Origin of the sequence: Curtobacterium sp. RIT-PI-V (genome assembly GCF_025642935.1) — a bacterium.
GTDB lineage: Bacteria > Actinomycetota > Actinomycetes > Actinomycetales > Microbacteriaceae > Curtobacterium.
Genome location: NZ_JANZKM010000021.1, coordinates 30979 through 51782 on the forward strand (window position 1 = coordinate 30979; position 20804 = coordinate 51782).

A 20804-nucleotide genomic window follows, 5' to 3' on the forward strand; every position below is an offset into this window, starting at 1 on the left:
AGGCCCGGTGCCGGGCCCGCCACGTCCCTCCAGTCACGGCCGTCACCCCGCTGGCGCGGTGCGCCGGAACCGGCTGGTGGGGCTCACCTCCCGTCCGTCGTCCGGTCACGTCCACGACCGCAGCCTGCGTCGGTTCCTCGGTGACAGCACGCCCGTGGCCGCGGGCGGCCGTGCCATCCTGCTGCAGATCGCCGACCCGGTCGTCGCGGCGGGCGTCCGCCGGCACTCGGACTTCGCCCGTCGACCGCAGCAGCGGCTGGCCCACACCCTGATGTTCGTGTACGCCGTCGTCTCCGGCACGGAGCGGGACGCCGCGATCGCCGCCGGCTTCGTGAACCGGGCCCATGCGCCCGTGACCGGCGCGGACGAGGTCGACCGGCAGCTGTGGGTGGCCGCGACCCTGTTCGACTCGGCTCGTCGGGCGCACGACCTGTTCGGCGCTCCCGTCACGGCGGAACGCGCGGAGGACGTCCTCGCCGCGTACGCCCCGATCGCGACGACGCTGCGGGTGCCCGCCGAGCGCTGGCCGACCTCCGTCGCGGCCTTCGACGAGTACTGGGCCGACGCCCTCGAGCGGCTCGAGGTCACCGACGACGCCCGCGGCGTGGTGCGGGACCTGCTCCACCCGCGCTTCGCGCCGTTCTGGGTGCGTGCCGCGATGCCGCTCGTCCGGATCGTCACGGTCGGGATGCTGCCGGAACGGCTGCGGACCGCCTACGGGTTCGCGTGGGGGCCGCGCGAGCACCGTCGGTTCCAGCGCACGGTCGCCGTGGTCAGCTGGGTGCGGTCGGTCCTGCCCGGGGCCCTGCTGCGGCTGCCGGGTCCGCTGCTGCTGCGGGCGATGCGGCGGACGGCCGGGCGACACGCCACTGCTGCTGGCGCTGCTGCTGGCGCTGCTGCTGGCGCTGCTGCTGGTGCTGCTGCTACTGCTGCTCAGCCGGCGAGTACCCGCACGGCGTAGTCCCCCACCATCACGACGTCACCGGGCCGGGCGATGACCTGCGCACCGCCCACGCTCGGTTCCTGGGCACCGGAGGCGCGGACGACCACCGTGCCGTTCGACGATCCGAGGTCCTCGACCACCAGGCCGCCGTCCCCCGTCGGCCGCATCGCGGCGTGCTCGCGCGACACCGACTTCCCCGGGTCGTCGAGCAGCACGGCTCGTCGCCCCGGCGCGGTCGGGACGCGTCGTCCCACGACGACCGGCTGGTCGAGCGGCACGACGGTGCCCGGCGCGACCTCGAGCACGAGGCGCGGCACGATGCCGATCGTCGGCAGCGGCTGCTCGGTCCGGACGACGGCGTCCGGCTCGTCGTCCGACACCGGAGCCGCTGGCAGCACCCATGCCCGGGACAGGTACCCGGCCTGTCGGTCGCGCTCGACGTCGGCACGCGTCACGACCGGACGTCTCGGAGTGTCGTCGTCCTTCCGGCGTCGAGCCACCGTGTACCCCTCGTTCTGGTGATTGTTCAGAAGTGGTGCGAGATGCAACGCGATCCAGTATGGTCGAATCGCGCCGGGGGTCGCCCGGTACTTCACATACGCATCGGGAGGGCATGCGCCATGGCCAACGTCAACGTCACCTACGACGATCTTCGCAACCAGGCTTCGCAGCTTCGCAACGGCCAGAAGGCCATCGAGGACCAGCTGAGCCAGCTCAAGAGCCAGATCGACAACCTCGTCTCGTCGGGCTACGTCACCGACAAGTCCTCGAAGGCGTTCGACTCGACGTACTCGGAGTTCAACTCCGGCGCGACGCAGACGATCCAGGCCATCGACGGCATGGCCGGGTTCCTCGAGAGCGCGGCGAACACCCTCGAGTCGACCGACGAGCAGCTCGCGTCCAGCATCGGCTGAGACCGGCTCGGAACCGTGGTGGCCGGCGTCTTCGGATGCCGGCCACCGCTCTCGCTGCTCCGGCAGCACACGCTTCGAACGACGACTTGACCAACGGGGGGGACCGTGGGCGGCACGCTCAAACTCGATCTCGACATGATCGGCGGCCTGGCAGCTGATCTATCGAGGCTGCACGGCGACTTCGAACACGTCGCCTCGACTGCTGCTGACTACAAGTCCGGGGTCGGCTCGTCGACCATCGTCAGTGCGATCGACGAGTTCGCCAGCAACTGGGACATCCGCCGGGGGCGACTCCAGGAGTCCATCAAGGCGGTCGCCGAGATGGCTGAGAGCGCACACGACGGTTTCACGGAGACCGAGGTCGAACTCGCCAACAAGATCCTCGGGAAGGACAGCTGATGGCGCGTCCCACCGACTGGAGCGCCGTCGACCTGCCGATCGACCCGGTGCCCGGCGATCCCACGGAGATCCGCCAGTCCGCATCGGGCGCTCGTTCGATCGAACGGGCCATCACCGAGCAGGTCAACCGCCTCAATTCCCTCAAGGACGGCGAGGGTTGGGAGAGCGAGTCGGGTACGAAGTTCCGCGACTCGGCCGGTGACCTCGCCGGCGCCATCGAGAAGGCGAAGGGGCGCTACACCCAGCTCGCCGCGGCGCTCGACGACTGGGCGAACGGGCTCGAGGGGCTCCAGCGCGAGGCCGACGCGGCCCTGGTGCAGGCGCAGGACGCGCGGGATGCGCACCGCGCGGCGGCGAACCAGACGATCACCGCCGAGGCCGACAGCCCGGACCACCAAGACCAGGTCGACGCGCAGGACCGCGCGCTGAGTGCGGCGCAGGGCGACATCGACGCGGCGAAGGCGATCATCCACCGGATCGCTGGCCCGTCCGGGCTGGCAGGCGAGTACGGGGACCTCTCCGACCGCGTCGCGAGCCGCATCCGGGACGGTGCGGACGACGGGATGAAGGACGGCTGGTTCGACCACGTGAAGCAGGCGATCCACGATGCCAAGGGGGTGCTCGAGGCGATCAAGAGCATCCTGAACGTGGTCGCCCTCGTCCTCGTGGTGGCCGCGGTCATCGTCGCCTTCGCGATCCCGGGCGTCAACCTCATCGCGTTCGCCGTCGCCGGTCTCGTCGTGGCGAGTCTGACGTTCGGTATCACTGCAACGCAGGCCGCCGCCGGAGACGCCACAGCATCGGATGTGGCGTGGGCGGCCGTCGGCGTCGCGGCGTCCGCTGTAGGTCTCGGAGCCGCGAAGACTGCTGCGTCCGCGCTACCGGCCTTGACACGGTCGACCCTGCAGTCCGGCGCACGCGGAGCTGCGAACAGCGCGCGAGCGGCCGGCATCCCGGAGGGACCGGTCTTCTCTGCCAAGTACGCCGAACTGCGAGCGAGCGCGGCAGCGGTCGGCGACAAGGCCTTGGTCAAGTTCTTCGACAACACGCTCACCAACGGTGCGATCGCGCCGGTGCTCATCAGCCGGCTTGCGAGCGGAGGGCCGATCGCTCAGGAGATGCTGCCGAAGATCCTGCTCCCAGCCGTGACCGCCTCGGTACTCGGGGCGAAGGGCATCTACGACGGCGTCGTCGACGCTGCTGACGACCTCGGCGACCTCTTCTCCGGCAACTACTGGAAGAACGCGACGTCGGTGCAGGTCGGCTCTCTGTGACCGGCTACCGCCTGCAACTCCCGGAAGGGTGGATCCGGACCCGTCTCTCCGGTGACCTCGACCACGTCGTCGACCAGACGGTCGAGCGGACGATCCCGCGCGGGCGCTTCGGAGACTCGGACGGTGCCATCGCCAGACGCCGGCTCAGAGACGACCTTCGCCAGTCCTTCGGCGCCGCCGCCGACGCAGGAGCGGTCGACATGTACTCCTTCGAGGGCGAGGTCAGCGGTGTCCGGCTGCCGATGAGCTTCTCGGTCTCCGTGGCGCACTTCGGCGTGACCGTCGGCGCCCTGCCGCTCGAGGTCTTCGCAGAGGCGCTCAGCGACTCGGGTGACGCGCGGGTCGTCGACTTCCCCGCGGGCAAGATGATCCGTGCTCGGAAGGAAGTCAGCGAGACTGCCGGAGCAGCACTCCGCGCCGCAGGGCCCCCTGCCACCGGGATCGGTCTCCTCTCCGCGCCGTCCCAGCGCTCGCTGGAGGCGTTGAACCGATTCGTCGCAGACAACGCCGACGTCGAGGTGTCAACGACAACGGTCGATTACCTCGCTCCCATCCCGGGTGAGCAGGGGACCTTCGTCCTCGTTTCGCTGACGGCTCCCGGCCCCACGGACGTCGAAGCACGTGTCGGGCACTTCGACGTGCTCATGGCAGGGTTCGGGTGGACACGATGACGACGCGGCTGGAGGTCCCTGTCACCACCGTGATGGCCCCGCTCGGGATCGTGTCGAACCGCGTCCAGACCAGCGAGGACCTCGCCACGACGGATCGCGAGGACCTTTCCGAGCTCGGCCAGCTGCTGGCTGCGCGGGGAGCAGATGCCGCATGGGCCCTCCTCGACGAAGTCGACGATTCGATCGCGTCCTGGATCGCGCTCACGCTCCGACCCCTCGGAGGTGCTGCGCCGGGTGTCGTCCGTCGAGCCGCGCGCTACGACGATCCGATCGAGAGCGACGAGGCGATGCGCAACACGACGCTCGGCCGAGCGCTTCGACTTCGACAACGAGCCGCCATCACAGCGCCGAGGCGCGACGAACCGAATGCCACCATCGTGAGCGAGAGCCTCAGTTGGTCGTGGGTCCTCCCCGCGGACATGATGTTGTGCGTGCACTCGAACACAACACAACTGGTCTATGCCGATTGGGTCGCCCGTCACGTCGATCTGGTAGCGAACGGCATCGACGTTGTCCACTGATCTCCCTGAACTCGTCGTCCGCAGCGCGGTCGTCAGTGATCGGGCAGCGGCGCGTGACCAGTTCATCGGTCTGACCGTCGTCGATGGCACGGTCTTCTCGGTCCGATCGGACGGCCGCATCGAGACGCTCTGCTCCGGCATCCGCCGAGCGGCATGGGCTCCCGCCACGGCACTGCCACGGGAGATCGGCGTCGTCACCTCCGTCGGGGCGGTTGTCCTGATCAGCGACGACAGCACCAACGTGTTCCCACTGGACGTGTGGTGGATCGAGCCTGCCGCTCCGGCGACGGCTCGCCAAGCAGTGTCATCAAGCGGGTTCGACGACCTCGCCGACCGACTCGGTCTCGAGATCGCGTTCGATCCGGACGCGATGACGGGCTTCCAGACAGCGAGTGCCGTCGTCCACGTCCCGCTTCCGGACACCGCAGCACGCCGCGCCCGACGGCGCACCTTCGTGGTCGCGCTCCTGCAGGCGATCGCGCTCGTTCCCGTCCCCATCGCGTTCGCGCTGCTCGGCCGAGGGTGGGGCGGCAGCGTCGCGGTGCTGGGTTGGCTGAGTGCGGCCGTCTCAGCAGCCGCTCTGGTGAACGTCGCGCTCAGTGTCCGAGGACGACGTCGAACGCGACTGCGGATCGGGACCACGGTGGTTCGTCCGAGATCCGGGCCCGGGTGGTTCCGAGCGCGAGCCGGCATCTCAGTCGCGAGCGGCATGGTCGTGATCGACGACGGACGCGGCCGATCCGTCCTGCTGTCCACACCGCAAGCGACCTCATCCGCGTCGGCTGTCGTTCGTGCGCGCACGGTCCGCGGGAAGCAGGCTCGCGCGGTACTGATCGACGGGACGGACGTCGTCCGCGCCGAGCTGCCGTTCGCGTCCTGGCCCGAGTCCGACATCGACGAACTGCTCCGAGAGCTCTCGGTGATCCGAGATGCAGGCAGCGACCGACGCAGGTCTGCGGACGTGTGCTTCGACCCGCACCGCGGTGCCGCCGTTCCTGGCACATCACTCATCGCGTGGACCTCGCTCGGGGTCGTCCCGCTCACCGCCGTGGGCGGTGCGACGATCCTGCAACTGATGGTCTCGGTCTTCGCGAAGATCGGAGGGCCGCTGACATGGGGGATCGCCCTCTCGTTCGGTTCCGCGTCCGTCGTGATCCTGCTCGCGGTCATCGGTACCGAGCTCGGCGGACGACTGCCCCCTGTCGAACCGCCTCCTCGAGGTTTCCGGCCTTCTCGGACCTTCGGGTCTGTTGTCGGCTGGTTCGTCCTCCTCTCCGCCGTGGCAGTCGGGTTCCTCGCGGTCGGAGACCCGGGGACCGCCTGCTACGCGGAAGCGCTTGCTTTCGCGAGTGTGGCGTTGCACTGGTCGCTGTACCGTCGCCGTGCCATCCAGTCCCGGCGTGGAGTGACGAGCATCGGGCGCTGGCTCGCAACGGGATGCAGGAATTGACCGGACAGCCGAGAAGGGAGAACTCCTGATGGGACTCGAATTCGATTACGTCAACGCCTGGACGAGGTTCATCGAGGGCGACCCGGCCACCGCGGGGCGCGCCGCAACAGCGAACGTGATCAGCCACATCCACCGGCCTGTTCCGAAGCGTGTCGCAGGATCGCTCGAGTCGGCGATGACTGAACTGGCACGACTGCGAAACGACGTCGATGCCCACGACTTCTTCGTCCTGACGACCGACGCCCCGACCATCGAGATACTCGCCTACACGGTCATCCAGTACTTCCCAGGACTCGATGCTGCAGCCCGGGCGGTCGACGACGCACTCCTCCCGCTCGCCGAACGGACAGCGGATGCCGATGTGTCCACCGTCACGACGGCACTCGGCCCCGCAACAAGGATCCTCGACCGGACGGAGACACCGGCTCGCTCACTCCTGCGCCGCGCGGTTCCGTCCACGACGATCCGATGGGTGCAGCCCATCGGACAGCTACCCGATCCGCTGACCGCCGTCCTGACCACGTTCATCCCGAAGCGTGCGGACGAGTCGTTCGCTGCGCCCTTGGCCGACCAGTTCGCCCTCGGGCTGGTGCTCACTCCAGACGCCGAGTGAGAACGACCACGACAACCACCACGACCACGACCACCGACCCGCGAAGGAAGCGATGACACGACGGCTCCCCCGCACACCCGGACGCCGCTGGGCCGCATTCGCCCGCGACACGGTGATCGTGCTGGCCATCGGTGTCGGCGTCTCCCTCCTCCCAGGTGGCAAGTACGACACGGGTCCCTGGGACGGACCGACCGCGTGGCTCATCCGGTACGTCGTGTGGGCGATCGCGTTGGTCGTCGGCGTCGTCATCGGAAGTCGTCACCTGAAGGCATCCCGTCCTTCGAGGGGCGGACGATGACGACGCCCGCTGGCGGCGGCGCACCGCCCGCGCACTTGCAGCGCATGACCTGGCCGTTCGTGTCCGACGCATCCACGGCGCGACGTGACCGATGGGGGCTGCACTGAGCCCGCGTCGAGGTGAACCGACCCGCTCCCCCACACCGCGCCTCCAGGCCGAGCGCCCATCCACAATCCGGACGCAACACGACCTGCCCGACCGGGGAACCTGCGAGAATCGACGAATGAGCGGCAGCATGACGCTGCGGGGGGCCTCGTCCGACCACCGCGCTGCGACCACGACGACCACGATTTCCGGTGCGGGGCGCCACACGTGCGCCTGACGTTCACCGCGAGCCACCTTCCATCGAGCGCCTCCGCCGACTTCGTGGTGGAGTGCGACGAGGACACCCTGCTCGGCGAGGTCGTCGAGGTCGTCGCCAAGCGGCTCGGCCACGGGGCCGCGGCGATCGTCGACGTCGCGGTCGACGCGGTTCCGACCACCCCGCACGCCCGCATCGGTGACGGCGTCCTGCTCGAGGGTGCTCGGCTGACGTTCGGGGCCCCGGCCCCGGTGCTCCCACTGCCCGGTGACCTGCCGAGCGTCCGCATCGTCGGCGGACCTGGCGCCGGCACCGTCGTGGTGCTCGACGCCGGCATCGCCCACGTCGGTTCAGCGCCCGACGCGACCGTGCCCCTGCCGGACCGGAGCGCACCGGAGTACGCCGCGATCCTGCGGCTCGACCTCAACCGTCGGTTCACGATCACGCCGACCGAAGGCGCCACGGTACTGGTGGACCGCGCCGAGATCGACGACGAGACCCCGGTCGAGCCGGGCAGCATCGTCACCATCGGCGACACCCTGCTGTCGGTCGCGGTGCCGGACGCCGACCGAGCAGCGATCACCCTGACCGCCGGCGGCGGCTCGCTCGACTACACACGGCCGCCGCGGCTCCTGCCCGAGGACCACCCCTCCGTGTTCAAGTTGCCGGCCGTGCCGGCGCAGCAGTCGCGGCGCTCCATCCCGATCATCGCGGCGCTCGCGCCGCTGGGCATGGCCGCCGTGATGATCTCGATCTTCCACAACGTCGCGTACCTCGCGTTCGGTCTGATGTCGCCGATCATCATGTTCGGCAACGCCTGGTGGGACCGCCGGAACGGCAAGAAGACCCACAAGCAGCGCGTCGCCGAGTACGAGGAGACCAAGAAGGCGGTCGAGGCGGACGCCCTGGAGGCAGTGGTCCGGTACCAGCGCGAGCTGCGGACGAGCGCACCCGACCCCGCGACCGTGCTCGACGTCGCGTTGCGGCGTCGCGCCCGCCTGTGGGAGCGACGCCGGACCGATCCGGACTACCTGACGCTCCGCGTCGGGACCGCTGACGTGCCGTCGGGTGTCGTGCTCGAGGACCCGGCGGCGCTCGAGCACCGTCGTGCCGTGGACAAGCTGGCGGAGGACGTGCCGGTGGTCGTCGACCTCGGCGTGCAGGGCGTCGTCGGCGTCGCGGGTCGTGACGAGCACACCCGCCACCTCACGTCGTGGTTCGTCGCGCAACTCGCGGTGCTGCAGAGCCCGCGCGACACCCAGTTCGTCGTGCTGACCGACACCCGGTCGGCTGACGAGTGGGCGTGGCTACGGTGGATCCCGCAGGCCCGTCCGGGCTTCGGGCAGGACGCGGTGATCGCCATCGGCAACGACGCCGAGACGCTCGGCGCCCGGGTGGCCGAGGTCGGTCAGTTGATCGATGCACGACAGCGGGCGATGCGGGAGTCCAACCTGCGCGGCATCCCCGGTCCGGACATCGTCGTCGTGCTCGACGGCGCTCGACGGCTCCGCGCGCTGCCCGGCCTCATCCGCATCCTCAAGGAAGGTCCGGCGGTCGGCGTCCGGTCCGTCTGCATCGAGGAAGAGGCGCGTCTGCTGCCGGAGGAGTGCTCGGTCGTCGTCACCGTCGGCCCGGAGCGCATCCGCGTGGCTGCCCAACGCCAGGCGACGGTCACCGACGTGCGTCCCGACCGGATCCCGGACGGCTGGTTCGAGACGGTCGCCCGTGCGGTCGCACCGATGGTCGACGCCGACGACGAGAGCGATGCCGGCGGCCTGCCAACCTCGTCGCGGTTGCTCGACGTCATGCTGCTCGAACCGCCGACGGCCCGGGCGATCACCGGGAAGTGGACCGCCCGACCGCGGACGACCGAGGTGGTCGTCGGGGAGAGCCTCGACGGTCCGTTCGCGTTCGACCTGCGGAAGGACGGCCCGCACGGGCTGGTCGCGGGCACCACGGGCTCCGGCAAGTCGGAGCTCCTGCAGACGATCGTGGCCTCGCTCGCGGCGACGAACACGCCAGAGGGCATGAACTTCGTCCTCATCGACTACAAGGGCGGCGCGGCGTTCCGCGACTTCGCACCGCTGCCGCACACCGTCGGCATGGTGACCGACCTCGACACGCACCTGGTCGAGCGGGCACTCGAGTCCCTCGGCGCCGAGCTCCGGCGTCGCGAGCACCTGCTGGCCGATGCGGCGGCGAAGGACATCGAGGACTACCTCGACCGCCTCAGCCGTGGCGAGCCCCTGCCGCCGATGCCGCGCCTGCTCATCGTGATCGACGAGTTCGCGAGCCTGGTGCGGGAGCTGCCCGACTTCGTGACGGGGCTCGTCAACATCGCCCAACGCGGCCGATCACTCGGCATCCACCTCATCCTCGCCACCCAGCGTCCGACCGGCGTCGTGTCGAACGACATCCGCGCGAACACGAACCTGCGGATCGCGCTGCGGGTCACCGACTCGAGCGAGAGCACCGACGTGATCGACGCCGGAGATGCGGCGCAGATCCAGAAGAGCACGCCGGGCCGTGGGTACATCCGGCTCGGCGCCGGTGCGCTGCTGCCGTTCCAGTCCGGTCGCGTCGGTGGCCGCCGTCCCGGGCAGTCGACGCAGCGGAAGCAGGTCTGGGCCGGCGCCGTCTCGTGGTCCGCGCTCGGCACCACCCCGCCGGCGCCGCCCAAGTCGCAGGAGCAGCACACCGACGAGCGCACCGACCTGCAGGAGCTCGTCAGCGCCGTCACCCAGGCCGCGGTCGACCTCGGCGGGCCGGCACCGTACCGGCCGTGGCTCGACGCCCTGCCGGAGACCCTGCTCTTCACCGACCTCAACGACCGTGCGTGGCAGCTCGACGACAGCACCGTGACCGACGCCCGGCTGACCCCGCTGCCGTTCGCGTTGCAGGACTTCCCGGCCGAGCAGGCCCAGCGGGTGCGCAGCTTCGACCTCGATTCCGACGGCCACCTGTACGTCGTCGGCGCCCCGCGGAGCGGCCGCTCGCAGGTCCTCCGCACCATCGCGGCGGCCATCGCGCGGAACACCTCGTCGGCCGATGTCCACGTGTACGCGCTCGACTGCGGCAACGGCGCACTGCTGCCGATCCAGGCCCTCCCGCACGCCGGCGCGGTCGTGCAGCGGGTGCAGACCGAGCGGGCGCAGCGCCTCCTGACGAAGCTCACGCAGGAGCTCGCCCGGCGGCAGCAGGTCCTGGCAGACGGCGGGTTCGCGAGCATCGTCGAGCAGCGCGCCGCTGCAGTGGTGCCGGCCGAGCGGCTCCCCCACGTCGTGTTCATGCTCGACCGGTGGGAGGGCTTCGTCGGTTCCCTCGGAGAACTCGACCACGGTGCCCCGACGGACCAGGTGATGACCCTGCTGCGCGAGGGCGCGAGCGTCGGCATCCACCTCGTCGTCACCGGGGACCGCCAACTGCTCTCCAGCCGGATGGCGACCCTGGTCGAGGACAAGCTCGTCCTCCGGCTGTCGGACCGCGGGGACTACGGGCTCGCGTCGCTCAACCCGCGCAAGCTCCCGGAGCAGGTGCCCGACGGTCGCGCCTTCGCCTCCGAGTCCGCGACCGAGACCCAGATCGCGCTGCTCGCCGCCGCCGGGACCGGCCAGTCGCAGGCCGCGGCGATCACCGCCCTCGCGACCTTCGCCACCGAACGCGACCGCGCGGTCGAACGTGCCCGCCGTCCGTTCCGGGTGGACCAGCTCTCCGGCCCGGTGCCGTTCGAGCGCGCATGGGAGATGCGCGACGACGATGCCGGGCTGTTCGGCCTGGTCGGCATCGGCGGTGACGACCTCACCGCGATCGGACCGGACCTCGCAACCGCCGGATCGTTCGTGGTGGGTGGACCCGCGAAGTCCGGGCGCAGCGCCGTCCTGCTGTCGATGACCCGGTCGGTCCTGCGCGAGGGAGGCGAGGTCGTGCTCGTGACCCCGCGGCAGTCCCCGCTCCGCGCACTCGCCACCGAGCCCGGCGTCCTCGCGGCCCACGAAGGCGTCGACCTCGCCGAGGACGACCTCGCACCGCTGTTCGACGGTCAGCCCGGCCGCCGGGTCCTCGTCATCGACGACGCCGAGCTCGTCAAGGACGCCCCGGCGAAGAGCTGGCTGCAGGCCTTCGTGAAGAGCGCGGCGGACAACGGCCAGGCGATCGTCGCCGCGGGCCTGACGGCCGAGTTCGGTGTCGGGTTCACCGGGTGGCAGGTCGACATGAAGCGCCGCCGGTCCGGAGCCCTGCTCAGTCCGCAGACGATCACCGAGGGCGACCTGCTCGGCATGCGCCTGCCGCGCAGCAGCATCGTCGAGCGCGTGCAGGTCGGCTCCGCGATCGTGCACCTGGGCGACGGCGAACTGGTCTCCGTCCAGGTCCCGACCCCCTGAGGCGGGGGAGTCGACACGGCTTCTTGTCATCCTGACAATTACCGTGGTACGGTCGAGTCATGGCAGTCGAACTCAGCACCTGGGATGCCCAGGGCAACCAGACGACACCGACGTTCTCCACCATGCGGTTCCCCGCCGGTGAAGCCCACGTCAAGGTCGCGAACGACACCGCCGAGCCGGGGGACCTCACCGAGATCGCGACCCTGCGCGGCACGAACGGCGACGACCTGATCATGCTCGGCATGTGGGCGGACGCCGTGCGACAGCGCGGCTCGAAGTCCGTCGCGCTCGTCCCCTACCTGCCCGGTGCGCGGCAGGACCGCGGCCTGCCGTTCGGCGCGAAGGTCTACGCCGACATCCTGAACGGCTTCCACCTCGACCAGGTCATCGCGTTCGACCCGCACTCGCCGGTCATCGTCGGACTCGTCGACAACCTGACCGTCGTCACGAGCGAGCAGGTCGTCCGCGACGCCGTGGTCAGCGCACCCGAGCACGACGGCGGCGACCCGTACACCGGCATCATCGCTCCGGACAAGGGCGCGGTCCTCCGGGCCACCGCGGTCGCCGAGGCGTGCGGGCTGCCGCTCTACCGGGCCGAGAAGCACCGCAACCCCGACACCGGCAAGCTCGACGGCTTCACCTGCGAACCCCTGCCCGACACCGGACGGTTCCTGGTGGTCGACGACATCTGCGACGGCGGCGGCACGTTCATGGGCCTCGCCGGCTCGACAGGTCTGCCCAAGGAACGCCTCGGCCTCTGGGTCTCGCACGGCGTCTTCTCCGGTCGGGCCGCACAGCTCGCCGACCACTTCGGCGAGATCGTCACCACCGACTCGTACCCCGCGCAGAACGCCATCGACGGCCTGCGCACGATCGCACTCACCCCCTACCTGACGGAGCAGATCCGATGACGCAGACCACGAGCACCACGAGCAGCACGAGCACCGGGATCGAGCCGCGCATCACCACGGCGAGCCCGATCGCGCCCCTGCTGGCCGTCGACGGCTACAAGCACTCGCACCGGCAGGTCTACCCGGCAGGCACCACCCGCATCCTGATCAACTGGACGAACCGGTCGAACGCGCACATGCCCGAGTCGACGCACGCCGTGGTCTTCGGACTGCAGGCGTTCATCCAGCGCTCGCTCGTCGAGGCCTGGGCGCCGTTCTTCGCTGCAGACGAAGACGAGGTCGTCCGGCTGTTCGACGAAGCGCTGCAGAGCTACTTCGGCCCGAACCACATCGGCACCGACCACGTCCGGGCCCTGCACCGTCTCGGCTTCCTCCCCCTCGAGATCCGTGCGCTTCCCGAGGGCACCCTCGCCCCGATCGGCGTCGCGACCCTCACCGTCGAGAACACGATCGACGAGTTCTACTGGCTGCCCAACTACATCGAGACCGCCCTGTCGGCGTCGATCTGGCACCCGTCGACGGTCGCGACGAAGGCGCTCGAGTACCGCGACCTGATGGAGGACTGGGCCGCCCGCACCGGCGCGGTCCCGGCCGGCATCGACTTCGCCGCGCACGACTTCTCGTTCCGTGGGCAGTCGAGCATCGAGTCGGCCGCAGCCGGCGGCGCGGGCCACCTCCTGTCGTTCCTCGGCACCGACTCGATGCCGTCGCTCGACTTCATCGACCGCTACTACCCGGGCGACAACGGCCTCGTCGCCGCGAGCGTGCCCGCCACCGAGCACAGCGTGATGTGCGTCCGCGGCGCCGACGGCGAGCTGGCGACGTTCGAGCAGATCCTCGACGTGTACCCGACGGGCATCGTCTCGGCGGTCAGCGACGGCTTCGACCTGTTCAAGGTCATCACCGAGACCCTGCCGCAGCTCAAGGACCGCATCACCGGTCGTGACGGCAAACTCGTCATCCGACCCGACTCGGGCGACCCGGTGGACATCGTCACCGGCACCGTGCACGGCGTCGACGAGGCGGAACTGTTCGCCGCCGACCGCAGCCACGAGCAGAAGGGCGTCGTCGAACTGCTCGACGAGATCTTCGGGCACACCGTGAACGAGCAGGGCTTCAAGGTCCTCGACCAGCACATCGGCGTCATCTACGGCGACAGCATCACGCTCGACCGTGCCCGCCGCATCTACGAGCGCCTGGCCGCCAAGGGGTACTCGAGCGACAACATCGTGCTCGGCATCGGGTCGTACACGTACCAGTACATGACCCGCGACAACCTCGGCAGCGCGGTCAAGGCCACGTGGGCACTCGTCGACGGCGAGCCCGTCGACATCCAGAAGGACCCGAAGACCGGCAGCGGCAAGAAGAGCGCGAAGGGCCGCATCGCCCTGCACCGCGACGAGACCGGCGAGATCCGGCAGACGGACCAGGCCACGGCCGACGACGAGGCGACCAGCCTGCTCCAGCCGGTCTGGGTCGACGGCCGCTTCACGCGCCTCCAGTCCTTCGCAGACGTCCGCCAGACGCTCCGCGACGAGCGTTCGGCCCGCGCAACCCGCCGGGCGGCCACCGCGTGACCGACGCCGCAGCGGCGATCCGCGACCAACCGCTCATCGCGATCGACGTCGTCCCGGTGTCCTTCGCGACGACGGACGGTCTGCGGATCGCCACCGCGCGTCGGGCGTACGCACCGTACGCCGGACGAGAAGCGCTCCCCGGCGTGCTCCTCGACGGCACCGAGATCCTCGCCGACGGTGCGCGGCGCGCCCTGCGGACCAAGACCGGGATCGGCTCGACGGCGGTACGCCACCTCGCGCAGGTCGGCGCGTTCGACGGACCCGACCGCGATCCACGGAGCGCCGCGATCAGCATCGCGTTCCTCGCGGTCATCGACCCGGCAGCGCACGCCGACGCGACGTGGCACGACGTCGGTGCGCTGCCGCTCGGGTTGCCGTTCGACCACGACCGGATCGTCGACTCGGCGCTCGAGCGCGCACGGGTCCTCCTCTGGTCGGACCTCCCGTTCACACGGGCACTCCTCGGTGATCCGTTCACCACGGCGGACGCCGCTCGGCTGCGGATCGCACTGACGGGGACCGCACCGGACCCGGGCAACCTCAACCGGACCCTCCGCACGAACACCGCGCTTGCCCGGGTCGACCTCCCAGCGAGTGCGGGACCCCGCGGGGGGCGTCCCCCGGCAGCCTGGACGTGGCAGGACTGAGCACGGTTGGGTGGAGTCATGTCCTCCTCCCTGTCCGGTGACGACTCCCTGCACCTGCCCGAGTTCGACGCACCCCCGGCGTCGCCGCTCGACCTCGCGCAGCAGTGGCTGGATGCCGCGGACGAACGCGACGTCTCCGAGCCGAAGTCGATGACCCTTGCCACGGCCGGGGCGGACGGCCGAGTGTCCGCCCGCACGGTCGACGTGAAGCGGCTCGACGATCGCGGGCTCGTGTTCGGCACCTCGACGCTGAGCCCGAAGGGTCGTCAGCTCGCCGACAACCCGCACGCGGCGCTGCAGGTCTACTGGCGCGAGACCATGCAGCAGCTCCGGTTCGAGGGCCGGGCGGTGCAGCTGTCCGACGACGAGTCCGACGCGCTGTTCGCCGATCGTTCGCCGAAGTCCCGCGCCGCCACAGCCATCGCCGACCAGTCCGCCGTGCTCGAACCGCGGACGCTGCAGGACCTGATCGACGACGCCAACGTGCTGCTCGACGAGTCCGACGACGCCGTGCCACGACCCGCCGGGTGGGTGGCGTGGCGGCTCGAGCCCGACGTCGTCGAGTTCTGGCACGGCAGCCGCGACCGCATGCACCGCCGGTTGCAGTACGTGCTCGACGAGGGCACCTGGTCGGCCACCCGCCTGCAGCCGTAGTCGAGTCCGCTCCCGCCCGCAGCCCCTACCGCCCGATCGGGTTCGGCATCGCCCCCGCCCGGATGAGCGACGACGACTGGTCCGCCAGGTCGACCATCGACAGGGTGTTCCGCAGCTGCAGCCGGTTCAGGCAGGAGTGCTCGAACGTCGGCACCCGCAGGTCCAACGGCCGGCGTAGGCCCGGGTGCGCGGCGGCGTGCGCGTCGATGCACTCCCCCACGACCTCCCAGAACCGGCCCTCCGGCAGCACCCCGTCGTCGTCGAGGATCGCGCCGACGAACCGCAGCACCCCGTCGAACACGTCGGTGAACACCGCGAGCGCAGCCTCGTCGTCGGACACCGGGTGCACGATCCGGTCGATGTCGGCGGGCACGGGACGGTCGTCGTGCCGCCCGAGCACCGCGGCCTCTTCCCCGATGTCCTTCATGACGGCACGGACCACGGCACCGTCGCGGACGACGAGCACGAGGTTCTCGCCGTGCGGCATGAACACCAGGTCGTGCACGGTCAGGCAGTGCACGACGGGCAACAGGTAGGCGTCGAGCCATCGCCGCACCCACTCGTCGGCAGGAAGTCCCGACGCCTCGATCAGCGCTGAGACGACGGCGTTGCCCGAGGCGTCACGGTGCAGCAGCGCCGCCATGGTGAGCAGCCGTTCGCCCTCCGCCAGCCGCGGCAGCGGGCTCTCCCGCCACAGTGCCGCGAGCATCTTCCGCTGCGGCGACGACACGTCGACCCGGTGGTAGGCGTCGCCGGTGTACCCGATGGCGGCGTGCTCCCGGAGCACCGAGAACCCGACCGACTCGAGTGTCGGGTCGGCGGCGACGATCGACTCGACCCAGTCGTTCACCGCCGGGGTGTTCCGCATGTACGCGGGCGACATCCCCCGCAGGAATCCCATGTTCTGCACGGCGAGCGCCGTCTTGACGTACGAGCGCGTCGGGTCCGAGTGGTCGAACGCGGTGCGGATCGACTGCTGCGGCTGGTACTCGTCCGGCCCCTCACCGAGGTCGACGAGGTCCTGCCGCCCCAGGTCGGGTGCGAACGTCACGGCGATCCGGTGCTGCCACTGCCAGGGGTGCACGGGGATCCACACGTAGTCGTCGGGGTCGAGGCCGCGGGACACGAGCACGGCCCGGAACCCATCGATGGTCTGCGGGTCGAGCTCAGCCGCCCAGTGGTCGCGCTCGGTGCGGTCCGCGGCGAGCGCCAGGTGGGTGTGCTGGCGTCGGGCGGCGAGCCACCGGTAGCGGAACCGGCCGTCGACCTCGGGCGCGAAGGCGCGGTACTCGTCGAGCCCGAACCCGATCCGCCCGTTCGCGGCGACGAACGCCGGGTGTCCTTCGGTCATCGCCGCCTCGACGTCCTGGAACGAGGCGACGGCAGCCTCGACGGAATCGCCAGTCCGCCCACGCGCGAGCTGCGCGGCCGACGGCCCACCCCGCCGGTGCTTCGCCGCGGCGCTCGCCAAGGTCGAGGCGATCTCCTCCAGGTACGTGCCGAGCAGCTCGTCCGGGATCCCGAGGACCTCGTGCAGTTCGAGCACGAGGTCCTGCGCACTGAGTGACGTCGGCATCCCAGAGCGAGTGCGCGTCAGCGAGGCTTCGTCGATCGACCAGTGCTCGAGCACGTGCTGCCGTGCGCGGAACCGGTAGGTCGAGTCCGCCGCGTCGAGCCGCCAGCCCTCCTCGTCCGGAACCGGTGCGATCAGCCGCTCGTGCGTGAACTCGGCGATGGCCTTCGCGACGAGGTGCCGTTCGGCGGGTTCCAGGTGCTCGGGTCGCAGGTGCGCGGCCGGCCCGTCGTCGTCCGTCACGCCGATCCGGTCGGTGTCGAGCACCGACAGCAGGGCCCGCTTGCCGTCGACGTCCACCTGGCGCAGCGCGCGGAACCCCACCTCGGCGTTCTTCGCCTGCACCGCGGTGTTCCGCACGTCCGGCTCGACGACGACCCGGCGTGCACCGAGGGCGTCGCGGCAGTGCTCGACGACGGCGCGCATCACGGCGCTCGTCAGTCCGTGCACGCGTCCGCCGGCAGGGACCGGTGCGACGAGCAGGTGCATGCCGACGTCGCCCGGCTCCGCCGCCCACACGTCGGTGAGCAGGACGACGGCGGGGTCGTAGGTCTCGACCAGGAAGCACGACTCACCGTCGCGTCGGCCGAGCCACGCGGCCTGCGCCGGGTCGGCCTGCACCCCGGCCAGGTAGTCGCGGACGCCCGCCACGTCGAGGTGCCCCATCTCCCACCACGACGACGCCGGGTGGGCGAGCCACGACCGGACGACGGCGGCGTCGCGATCCGGGTCCACGGGTTCGACGGTCAGGAGGCCCGGAGTGACTCCGGCAGACACCGGCACCTCGGGCACACTGGCCAGTCCAGTGCCCGTCAGACCGGCGCCCGTCAGATCGGCGCCCGTCAGATCTGCGCCCGTCACGTGCGTGCTCATGCGGGCACCTCCGTGCGCTCGGTCGTCTGCCGGGCCGGCGCGCGGTGCGCGCCGTCGGGTGGGGTCGTGGACTGGTCCGTTGCGGGCAGGCCGAACTCCTGGAAGGCGATCCGGGCCTCCAGGCCGTACACGGGGCGACCCGTGACGGACCGGATGATCGATGCGTTCCGCCACGCACCCATCCCGAGGTCGGGCGTGGTCAGGCCGTGCGTGTGCTCCTCGGCGTTCTGCACCCAGATGCGTCCGCCGAGGGTGTCGACGTGGTGGTCGCGTGCGACGGCCAGGCGACCACGGGAGTCACGGGCGACGAGGTGCTCGACGGGGTCGAGGAACCGTGGCGTCCGCGGCGTGTACCCGGTCGCCAGGACCAGCCGCTCGACCTCGTGCTCGTACGTCTCGCCGAGCTGCTCGTGGCGGAGCGTCAGCCGGTACGTCCCCCGGTCGGCGAGCCACTCGGCGTCGACGACGCTGGTCTCGGTGCGCAGGGTCGTCGGGATCGGGCCTCGAGCGCTGATCCGGTACAGCTGGTCGTAGAGCTCGTCGACGAGGTCCGCGCTGATGCCCTTGTAGAGCCCGCGCTGCTCGCGGCCGAGGCGGTCGCGCTCCCCCTCGGGCAGGCCGTGGAAGTGGTCCGTGTACTCCGGGCTCGTCATCTCGAGCGTGAGCTTCGTGTCCTCCATCGGGAAGAACCGCGGCGACCGGGTGATCCAGTCGAGTCGGTAGCCGTCCTGGCGCAGGTCCTCGAGCAGCTCGCGGTAGACCTCGGCAGCGGACTGCCCGCTGCCGACCACCGCGATCGAGGCGGCACCGCGGAGCGCGTCGCGGTTCGGCAGGAACTCGGCGGAGTGGATGACCGGTCCGGCGATCCCACGCAGCGGGGCGGGGACCGACGGCTCCGTACCGATGCCGACCACGACGTGGCGCGCGCGGTACGTCTCGGGACCCTGATCGGTCTCGGCGTGCACCGTGAACACGTCCGTCGCCGGGTCGTGCTCGACCGCCGTGACGGACCGGCCCCAGCGGAGCGTGTCGAGCCGGTCGGCGGCCCACCGGCAGTAGGCGTCGTACTCGCTGCGCAGGGGGTGGAAGTCCTCGCGGATGTAGAACGGGTACAGCCGGCCAGTCTCCTTGAGCCAGGCGAGGAACGAGAACGGCGAGGTCGGGTCGGCCATCGTCACCAGGTCCGCCATGAAGGGCACCTGGATCGTGGCGTCGTCGAGCATCATGCCGTGGTGCCAGGCGAAGCCGTCGGCGGCATCGAGGAACACCGCGTCGAGGTCGTCGAGCGGGTCGGTGAGGCAGGCGAGGCCGAGGTTGAACGGGCCGATGCCGATGCCGATCAGGTCGTGGACGGGCTGCTCGTCGTGGCTCATCGGATCGCTCCTTCCGGGGTGGTGGTGACGGCTCGGACGCGCGCGGCCGTCGCGGCGACGTGCTCCAGCGAGGCGCGCATCTGCGCCGGGGTGGTCTCGGGGTTGAGCAGCGTCAGCTTGTTGCAGGGTCGGCCGTCGATCACGGTCTTCGCGATGAGGACCCGGCCCTCGGCGAGCAGGGCCGCACGGATCGGGGCGACGAGCGCGTCGGCCTGCTCGTCGGTCACCCCGGCCGGCTGCCAGCGGAAGAGCACGGTGCTGAGCTGCGTCGGGGCGACGAGCACCAGGTCGGGGTGCTCCTCGACGATCCGGTGGGTGGCGGCGGCGAGGTCGATGACGGCGTCGAACGCGGTGCCGATCGCGTCTGCCCCGGTCGCGCGCAGGGTGGCCCAGAGCTTCAGGGCGTCGAACCGGCGGGTGGTCTGCAGCGACTTGTCGACCTGGTTCGGTTCGGCGGCGTCCTCGGGGTTGAGGTAGTCGGCGTACCAGGCGGTCCTGCGCAGGTCGGCCGGGTCACGGACGAGCAGTGCACTCGAGGACACCGGCTGGAAGAAGGACTTGTGCAGATCGGTCGTCACGCTGCGCGCCCGCTCGATGCCGGCGAGCAGGTGCCGACGCGTCGGGGACACGAGCAGTCCGCAGCCGTACGCGGCGTCGACGTGCAGCCAGACGTCCTCGAGGTCGCACACGTCGGCGATCGGCTCGATCGGGTCGATGACCCCGCGGTCGGTGGTGCCGGCGGTCGCGACGACCGCGATCGGGGTCCCGCCCGATGCCCGCGTCGCGGCGATCGCCTCCGCGAGGGCCGCCGGCCGCATCCGACCGGCGTGGTCCGTGGCGACGTCGACCACGGCCTCGAGGCCGAGGAGTCGTGCCGACTTCGCGATGCTGAAGTGCGTCTCGGCCGTCGTGAACACGGTGCCGGCCACGCCGACCGATTCGCGCGCCAGCAGCAGCGCCTGCAGGTTGGACTGCGAACCGCCCGAGGTGAACACCCCGTCACCGGCAGCGAACCCGGCACGACGGGCCAGCCAGTCGATCACGTGGCGTTCGATGTCGGTGCCGATGCGGGACTGGTCCCAGGTGTCGACCGACGGGTTCACCGCGGCGAGGACGGACTCGGCGGCGACCGCGGGCAGCGCGACCGGGCAGTTGAGGTGTGCGAGGTAGCCGGGGTCGTGGAACCACACGGCCTCGCGGACGAACAGGTCGTCGAGTTCGGCGAGCGCCTGTTCCGTCCCGACGGGAGCGGCGTCCAGGTCGACCGCGCGCACCCGGTCGTGCAGCGCTTCCGGGTTGGTCGCGGTCGTCGGGCGATCCACGGTGGCGAGTCGGTCGGCGAGCTGGTCCACCGTCGACCCGACGGTCGACCGGTAGCGCTCGGCGTTGGCAGTGGTCAGCAGTTCGATGGGTGTCACGTTAGGTAAGGC

General features: G+C 70.8%; 17 protein-coding genes. 13 read left to right on the forward strand and 4 right to left on the reverse strand.

Annotated elements, in window-relative coordinates:
* Window positions 1-76 precede the first annotated feature (76 nt).
* Window positions 77-961, forward strand: a complete 885-nt coding sequence (locus OGL88_RS13065) for an oxygenase MpaB family protein (RefSeq protein WP_263055213.1) — start codon at window positions 77-79, stop codon at window positions 959-961.
* On the opposite strand, the gene OGL88_RS13070 is transcribed toward OGL88_RS13065, so the two are convergent.
* Window positions 934-1398, reverse strand: a complete 465-nt coding sequence (locus tag OGL88_RS13070; protein ID WP_205463292.1) for an FHA domain-containing protein — start codon at window positions 1396-1398, stop codon at window positions 934-936. The two genes, OGL88_RS13065 and OGL88_RS13070, sit on opposite strands and share 28 nt — an antisense overlap.
* Before the next feature lie 165 nt (window positions 1399-1563).
* Between OGL88_RS13070 and OGL88_RS13075 the strand changes: the two genes are divergently transcribed.
* The 12 genes from OGL88_RS13075 to OGL88_RS13130 all read left to right on the forward strand — a co-directional run bounded on the left by OGL88_RS13075 (window position 1564) and on the right by OGL88_RS13130 (window position 15555).
* The gene (locus tag OGL88_RS13075; RefSeq protein WP_111089241.1) at window positions 1564-1857 is read left to right on the forward strand and encodes a WXG100 family type VII secretion target; all 294 of its coding nucleotides are present in this window, start codon (window positions 1564-1566) and stop codon (window positions 1855-1857) included.
* A gap of 105 nt (window positions 1858-1962) precedes the next feature.
* Window positions 1963-2256: a hypothetical protein gene (locus OGL88_RS13080; RefSeq protein WP_263055212.1), complete on the forward strand. Its 294-nt coding sequence runs from the start codon at window positions 1963-1965 to the stop codon at window positions 2254-2256.
* The gene (locus OGL88_RS13085; RefSeq protein ID WP_205463293.1) at window positions 2256-3530 is read left to right on the forward strand and encodes a hypothetical protein; all 1275 of its coding nucleotides are present in this window, start codon (window positions 2256-2258) and stop codon (window positions 3528-3530) included. The genes OGL88_RS13080 and OGL88_RS13085 overlap by 1 nt, the downstream gene beginning before the upstream one ends.
* Window positions 3527-4201, forward strand: a complete 675-nt coding sequence (locus OGL88_RS13090) for a hypothetical protein (RefSeq protein ID WP_263055211.1) — start codon at window positions 3527-3529, stop codon at window positions 4199-4201. The genes OGL88_RS13085 and OGL88_RS13090 overlap by 4 nt, the downstream gene beginning before the upstream one ends.
* Window positions 4189-4722 (forward strand): hypothetical protein, encoded by a 534-nt coding sequence (locus tag OGL88_RS13095; protein ID WP_263091669.1) that lies wholly within the window; start codon window positions 4189-4191, stop codon window positions 4720-4722. The genes OGL88_RS13090 and OGL88_RS13095 overlap by 13 nt, the downstream gene beginning before the upstream one ends.
* Window positions 4712-6172: a hypothetical protein gene (locus OGL88_RS13100; RefSeq protein ID WP_263055209.1), complete on the forward strand. Its 1461-nt coding sequence runs from the start codon at window positions 4712-4714 to the stop codon at window positions 6170-6172. Before OGL88_RS13095 ends, OGL88_RS13100 begins: the two co-directional genes overlap by 11 nt.
* Before the next feature lie 28 nt (window positions 6173-6200).
* Window positions 6201-6785: a hypothetical protein gene (locus tag OGL88_RS13105; protein WP_205463297.1), complete on the forward strand. Its 585-nt coding sequence runs from the start codon at window positions 6201-6203 to the stop codon at window positions 6783-6785.
* 610 nt (window positions 6786-7395) lie between these two features.
* Window positions 7396-11766, forward strand: a complete 4371-nt coding sequence (locus OGL88_RS13110) for an FtsK/SpoIIIE domain-containing protein (RefSeq protein WP_263055208.1) — start codon at window positions 7396-7398, stop codon at window positions 11764-11766.
* Window positions 11767-11825: 59 nt separating this feature from the next.
* On the forward strand, window positions 11826-12677 hold the full coding sequence (locus OGL88_RS13115; protein WP_263055207.1) for a hypothetical protein: 852 nt from the start codon (window positions 11826-11828) through the stop codon (window positions 12675-12677).
* On the forward strand, window positions 12674-14254 hold the full coding sequence (locus OGL88_RS13120; protein WP_263055206.1) for a nicotinate phosphoribosyltransferase: 1581 nt from the start codon (window positions 12674-12676) through the stop codon (window positions 14252-14254). The genes OGL88_RS13115 and OGL88_RS13120 overlap by 4 nt, the downstream gene beginning before the upstream one ends.
* A complete protein-coding gene (locus tag OGL88_RS13125; RefSeq protein WP_263055205.1) occupies window positions 14251-14901 on the forward strand; it encodes a hypothetical protein in 651 nt (216 codons plus the stop codon). Before OGL88_RS13120 ends, OGL88_RS13125 begins: the two co-directional genes overlap by 4 nt.
* 18 nt (window positions 14902-14919) lie before the next feature.
* Window positions 14920-15555 carry a pyridoxal 5'-phosphate synthase gene (locus OGL88_RS13130; RefSeq protein WP_263055204.1) on the forward strand — a complete coding sequence of 212 codons (636 nt, stop codon included), beginning with the start codon at window positions 14920-14922 and terminating at the stop codon, window positions 15553-15555.
* Window positions 15556-15580: 25 nt separating this feature from the next.
* On the opposite strand, the gene OGL88_RS13135 is transcribed toward OGL88_RS13130, so the two are convergent.
* The 3 genes from OGL88_RS13135 to OGL88_RS13145 are packed head-to-tail and all read right to left on the reverse strand — an operon-like array spanning window position 15581 to window position 20792.
* On the reverse strand, window positions 15581-18001 hold the full coding sequence (locus OGL88_RS13135) for a GNAT family N-acetyltransferase (protein ID WP_263055203.1): 2421 nt from the start codon (window positions 17999-18001) through the stop codon (window positions 15581-15583).
* A complete protein-coding gene (locus tag OGL88_RS13140) occupies window positions 17998-19374 on the reverse strand; it encodes a lysine N(6)-hydroxylase/L-ornithine N(5)-oxygenase family protein (RefSeq protein WP_263055202.1) in 1377 nt (458 codons plus the stop codon). Before OGL88_RS13140 ends, OGL88_RS13135 begins: the two co-directional genes overlap by 4 nt.
* Complete coding sequence (locus OGL88_RS13145) at window positions 19371-20792, reverse strand: pyridoxal phosphate-dependent decarboxylase family protein (protein ID WP_263055201.1); 1422 nt, start codon at window positions 20790-20792, stop codon at window positions 19371-19373. The genes OGL88_RS13140 and OGL88_RS13145 overlap by 4 nt, the downstream gene beginning before the upstream one ends.
* Window positions 20793-20804 lie beyond the last annotated feature (12 nt).